5 protein-coding genes, 4 tRNA genes and 1 other RNA gene are annotated in these 5,496 nt (G+C 51.9%); 8 read left to right on the top strand and 2 right to left on the bottom strand.

The genetic code is table 11. From position 1 onward, the window contains the following. The first annotated feature begins 455 nt into the window (after nucleotides 1-455). Nucleotides 456-1,493, top strand: coding sequence for a UDP-N-acetylmuramate dehydrogenase (gene murB / locus H7A77_RS25235; RefSeq protein ID WP_033652743.1), 1,038 nt, complete (start codon nucleotides 456-458; stop codon nucleotides 1,491-1,493). Next, entirely contained in the window at nucleotides 1,490-2,452 is a 963-nt protein-coding gene (birA, locus tag H7A77_RS25230) for a bifunctional biotin--[acetyl-CoA-carboxylase] ligase/biotin operon repressor BirA (protein WP_033644354.1), read from the top strand. The genes murB and birA overlap by 4 nt, the downstream gene beginning before the upstream one ends. 48 nt (nucleotides 2,453-2,500) lie before the next feature. On the opposite strand, the gene coaA is transcribed toward birA, so the two are convergent. Together coaA and H7A77_RS25220 are read right to left on the bottom strand one after the other, a co-directional pair. Next, nucleotides 2,501-3,451 carry a type I pantothenate kinase gene (coaA, locus tag H7A77_RS25225; protein WP_025304936.1) on the bottom strand — a complete coding sequence of 317 codons (951 nt, stop codon included), beginning with the start codon at nucleotides 3,449-3,451 and terminating at the stop codon, nucleotides 2,501-2,503. 219 nt (nucleotides 3,452-3,670) lie between these two features. Next, nucleotides 3,671-4,219: a GNAT family N-acetyltransferase gene (locus H7A77_RS25220; RefSeq protein WP_033644356.1), complete on the bottom strand. Its 549-nt coding sequence runs from the start codon at nucleotides 4,217-4,219 to the stop codon at nucleotides 3,671-3,673. Between the two features lie 396 nt (nucleotides 4,220-4,615). Here H7A77_RS25220 and H7A77_RS25215 point away from each other — a divergent pair. From H7A77_RS25215 to H7A77_RS25190, 6 genes are all read left to right on the top strand, one after another. After that, a tRNA-Thr gene (locus H7A77_RS25215) sits at nucleotides 4,616-4,691 on the top strand. Nucleotides 4,692-4,716: 25 nt separating this feature from the next. After that, a tRNA-Tyr gene (locus H7A77_RS25210) sits at nucleotides 4,717-4,801 on the top strand. A 46-nt stretch (nucleotides 4,802-4,847) separates the two neighbouring features. Beyond that, nucleotides 4,848-4,963: non-coding RNA, RtT sRNA (locus tag H7A77_RS25205), on the top strand. A gap of 37 nt (nucleotides 4,964-5,000) precedes the next feature. Then, a tRNA-Gly gene (locus H7A77_RS25200) sits at nucleotides 5,001-5,075 on the top strand. Between the two features lie 6 nt (nucleotides 5,076-5,081). Then, a tRNA-Thr gene (locus tag H7A77_RS25195) sits at nucleotides 5,082-5,157 on the top strand. Between the two features lie 109 nt (nucleotides 5,158-5,266). After that, on the top strand, nucleotides 5,267-5,496 hold a 230-nt coding region (locus H7A77_RS25190; RefSeq protein ID WP_032449286.1), incomplete at its 3' end, for a GTP-binding protein.

Genomic DNA, 5,496 nt, shown 5'->3' with positions numbered 1-5,496 from the left:
GCCGAACTCAGAAGTGAAACGCCGTAGCGCCGATGGTAGTGTGGGGTCTCCCCATGCGAGAGTAGGACACTGCCAGGCATCAAACAAAGCCGAAAGCCCTGAACTGACGTTCAGGGCTTTTTGCTATGCGTAAAATAAATCCCCTGATCGTATCTATTGCTTAGAAAAATACCTATTTCAGCGGACGTTGCTTATTTACATAAGCACGTATAATGCTTTTGAGCAGGAGAATAACCAGCTCAATATATAATTGATAGATTAAGATTATTATTTAAATAATAAAAATGCCTATTTATGAACATGTTGATAAGAATTATCCTGTTATATCAAAGATAAATCCTAATTCTTCAGTGCATTACTCGATAAATTTCACGTTAATTAAAACAAATATTAGCCAGACGCTTCGAATCGAGTAGACTAAGCAAAAGATTATTTCCGCATGGGTACTGAACGTTATGTCTACTGAAAGCGCGTCTTTAAAAAACCACAATACTTTTGCGCTCCCGGTCAACGCAGCGCACCTGGTCATCGCCGATAGAATTGAGTTGATGCTCAAAGTCTGGCAACAAACGCGCAAGCGTCAGGAGCCGCTGCTGATTCTCGGTGAAGGTAGCAACGTACTGTTCCTGGAAGACTTTTCGGGTACGGTCATGGTTAACCAACTGAAGGGCATCGATGTTCGAGAAGATAACGATGCCTGGTATCTCCATGTCAGCGCCGGTGAGAATTGGCACGATCTGGTGCAATATACGCTGCAGGCCGGGATCTGCGGGTTGGAGAACCTGGCGTTGATTCCTGGATTGGCCGGCTCCGCGCCTATCCAGAATATCGGTGCCTATGGCGTCGAATTGAAAGATGTCTGTGAGTATGTCGACCTGCTGGACTTCTCTACGGGTGCCATCGATCGCATTTCGGCAGCCGATTGTGGTTTCGGCTATCGGGAAAGCATTTTCAAACATCGCTTCCAAACTGGGCATGCCATTGTCGGGCTGGGTCTGCGTCTGAGCAAGCAGTGGCAACCCAAGTTGAGCTATGGCGATCTGGCCAAGCTGGATCCCGCCACGGTGACGCCACTTCAGGTATTCGAGTCCGTATGTGCCATGCGCCGCAGCAAGCTGCCGGACCCGCGCGAAACCGGTAATGCCGGCAGTTTCTTCAAGAATCCGCTGGTGAACGCGGGGAAAGCCGCAGAACTCATCACACAATATCCCGGCATGCCGCATTATCCGCAGCAGGATGGTCAGGTGAAGCTGGCCGCTGGCTGGCTGATCGATCAGTGCGAACTGAAGGGGTATCGCATCGGTGGCGCAGCCGTACACCGCCAGCAGGCGCTGGTGCTGGTGAATATCGATAATGCGCATAGTCAGGATGTGGTGGCTCTGGCGCGCCATGTCCGTAAGACTGTGGCCGATAAATTTGGCGTATGGCTGGAACCTGAGGTGCGTTTCATTGGCGCAACTGGCGAATTGAACGCTGTGGTGGTGCTGTCATGAGAGATACCAAGGTCCCGTTAAAACTGATCGCGCTATTGGCCGACGGTGAATTCCATTCCGGGGAACAGCTCGGTGAGTCATTGGGCATGAGCCGCGCCGCGATCAATAAGCATATTCAAACCGTTCGCGAGTGGGGGCTGGATGTCTTTACTGTACCGGGGAAAGGATACAGCTTGCCTGCTCCCATGCAGCTATTGGAGGCGGAACGCATTCTTAGAGGGCTGGACGACAAGCGAGTTACCGTGCTGCCGGTCGTAGACTCTACCAATCAATATTTGCTGGATCGTATCGAAACGCTGCAATCTGGCGACGCCTGCATCGCTGAGTACCAACTGGCTGGCCGCGGTCGTCGTGGGCGTCAGTGGATTTCGCCGTTTGGCGCCAATTTATACCTGTCGATGTTTTGGCGATTGGAACAGGGGCCGGCTGCGGCGATGGGGCTGAGCCTGGTGATCGGCATGGTGATGGCGGAGGTCTTGCAGCGTCTTGGCGCTAAAGACGTGCGAGTCAAATGGCCCAACGATCTTTACCTGAACGATCGCAAATTGGCAGGGATCTTGGTCGAGTTGACGGGGAAAACCGGCGATGCGGCTCAGTTGGTCATCGGCGCCGGCATTAATTTGGCGATGCGGGATACCAATGCGAGTGGGATCAATCAAGGTTGGATCAACCTGCAAGAAGCCGGTATTAACATCGATCGTAATGAGCTCACCGCCACTCTGCTTAATGAATTGCGGCAGTCATTAAAACAATTCGAGATAGATGGGCTGGCGCCATTCATTGGCCGTTGGCGCACGCTGGATAATTTTATCGACAGACCGGTCAAACTGCTGATTGGCGAGCGACAGATTGTGGGTATCGCCCGGGGTATCGACGCGCAAGGTGCACTCCTGCTGGAACAAGAAGGGGAAATCAAACCCTTTATCGGCGGAGAGATATCGCTGCGCAGCGCGGAATAGTGAGAAAAGACAAGGGGACGGCAGCGTCCCCTTGATCGTTCGGTAGGCTTATTTTCTTAAACGCACGCTTTCAACGGCATGGTTGGCGCTTTTGGTCATAATCAGGCTCGCGCGTTCGCGGGTAGGCAGTATGTTCTGCTGCAAATTCAATCCATTGATTTCATTCCATAATTGCGTGGCGATATTAATCGCCTCCGGTTCCGGCAATTTTGAATAATTATGGAAATAAGAATCAGGATTGGAAAATGCGCCCTGACGGAATTTCAGGAAACGGTTGATATACCAGCTTTGCAATAGCGTCTCCGGCGCATCGACATATATAGAGAAGTCGACGAAGTCGGAAACGAATACGCGATGCGGATCGTGAGGATAATCCATACCGCTTTGCAATACGTTAAGCCCTTCCAGGATAAGAATGTCCGGCTGTTCGATGACTTTATTACCTTCGGGCACAACGTCATAGATCAAATGGGAATAAACCGGGGCGGTGACACGTTTGGCGCCGGATTTCACTTCCGACACGAACTTCACCAGGCTATGCATATCGTAAGACTGCGGGAAGCCTTTTTTCTTCATCAAACCGCGTTCGTTCAGCACCTTGTTTGGATGCAAGAAGCCGTCGGTCGTGATCAGCTCAACGCTGCGGTGTTCCGGCCAGCGGCTCAGCAGCGCCTGCAACAGACGTGCGGTCGTGCTCTTGCCGACGGCTACGCTGCCGGCGATGCCGATGACATAGGGAATCTTTTGCCCGTCGGTGCCGAGGAATTGTTCCAGTACCGCCTGCCGGCGCAGGTTGGAACTGATATAGAAGTTCAACAGTCGTGACAGCGGCAGATAAATCTGCGCAACTTCTTCCAACGAGAGATCTTCGTTAATCCCTTTCAGTTTAACGATCTCTTCTTCCGACAACGTCAGCGGCACCGAATCTCGCAACGCAGCCCACTGGGTACGATCGAACTGTAGGTAAGGCGTTGCTAAAGATTGATCTCTTTTTATCATAAGCCAAATTCTGCCTGTTAACGCAGGTTGGGAAAGGCGCCGGACGCCAACTCCAGAGAATAAACAAGCTGCATATTATAGACAGCTTCGTTTTTGGCGTAGACTTTTTTCGCAAAAGTTGTCGATAGGCAGCAGTTTATGTCAATTGTGCGAAGCGGCGCGCAGTTGATAAAGCGGGGTTGCAAGGCGGTATCATGGCGTCAGGATACCGCCTGAAGGTTAGCTGGCGATAGCGCGTGAAGACGGGGTCACGGTGAATAGACGTTTGTAATAAATGACGGTTGAGTGGTAATAGCCATCGGGTCCGGCCGCATAGTCAGGCATTTCACCCAGGCAGCGATAGCCCAGACTGCGATAAAGTGCTTCTGCCGCCGAACCGGCCTGAGTATCCAGATACAGTAGCCCGCGCTGCTGTTGCAGTGCCGCTTGCTCCAACGTCTTCATTAGCGCCAGGCCTACGCCGTTACGACGAGCGCGGCTATGAACCAGCAGTTTCACTACCTCCGCACGATTACGGCCATTCGGTTTCTGGCAGAGCTCGAGTTGAACGGTGCCAACGACGCCGCGTTCGTCGCGGGCAATCCACAATAGCAGCTCACCCTTGGCCAAGGCCGGACGCAGGCTGTGGAAGTAACTCTCGGCGTCTTCATGCGGGATTAAGGTGTCGTAGCCCACTGAAGCGCCGTGGGTGACCGCATCGGTCAACAGGCGAGCCAATTCATCGCGATAAATCGGGAGCGTAGCGGCGTTGATAGGCACTATTTTCATCGGTCATTCCTCCAGATATGGGGGTAATGAAGATAAGCAATAACTGCGCCAGAGCGACGAAAGGCATAGCCACGGCGAAAGGGCGAGGAATAAGTGTAGTTCACGCCACGAACCAGGGCAGCCATCCTCTTTTTGGTGCATCGATCCCGCTCACGGTTTACCGCCGTGGGTTACGTGTTTTGAGAAGCCCGACACGGAGAAAGGGGCGTTCAAAGCTTGCAAAAAGTGGATAAAATTGTAGAGAATGATTGCCGCAAGTGATGAATGTTTGCACGCCACAGGCTGCGAATTGCATGACAGCATGCAAAATTGACTGATTTATGAGCGAAAGTGCGCGTAAAGCAATTTTTTTGTTGCATAGGTCGCCCGCTCTACCTAGAATGCGCTGCACTTGATGCCGGCTTAGCTCAGTAGGTAGAGCAACTGACTTGTAATCAGTAGGTCACCAGTTCGATTCCGGTAGCCGGCACCATTCAAGTCACAAGTAGTTAAAATCTGGTGGGGTTCCCGAGCGGCCAAAGGGAGCAGACTGTAAATCTGCCGTCACAGACTTCGAAGGTTCGAATCCTTCCCCCACCACCAAATCTTGCCTTCGGCGATTAACTGAGATGCGATAAACACCGCAACGGTTGATGGCGGGAGGAGAGGGCGAAAGCCTTCGGCAAGGTTCGAGTTGTGCAGCGCGAGGCGCAGCCGGCCCGAAGGATACGAGCCGAGTGATGAACAATCCTGCTCTATCCCCAAAATTCTACAGAAAAATCAGGTAGCCGAGTTCCAGGATGCGGGCATCGTATAATGGCTATTACCTCAGCCTTCCAAGCTGATGATGTGGGTTCGATTCCCACTGCCCGCTCCAAGATGTGCTGATATAGCTCAGTTGGTAGAGCGCACCCTTGGTAAGGGTGAGGTCGGCAGTTCGAATCTGCCTATCAGCACCACTTCTTAATTTCTCGCCCCCTGATTTTCTTTCTGTTCTGGATTCAACGAGCAAATGCTTGGTTGATGTGGTGATACCACCGATTTATCCGTGTCTTAGAGGGACAATCGATGTCTAAAGAAAAGTTTGAACGTACAAAACCGCACGTTAACGTCGGTACTATCGGCCACGTTGACCACGGTAAAACTACCCTGACTGCAGCGATCACTACCGTACTGGCTAAAACCTACGGCGGTTCTGCACGTGCTTTCGACCAGATCGATAACGCGCCAGAAGAAAAAGCTCGTGGTATCACCATCAACACCTCTCACGTTGAGTATGACACCCCGACTCGTCACTA

The organism is Serratia sp. ME47 (genome assembly GCF_903970925.1).
In the GTDB taxonomy this organism is placed as follows: domain Bacteria; phylum Pseudomonadota; class Gammaproteobacteria; order Enterobacterales; family Enterobacteriaceae; genus Serratia; species Serratia ureilytica.
This window is presented reverse-complemented; position numbering and strand designations above follow the sequence as displayed.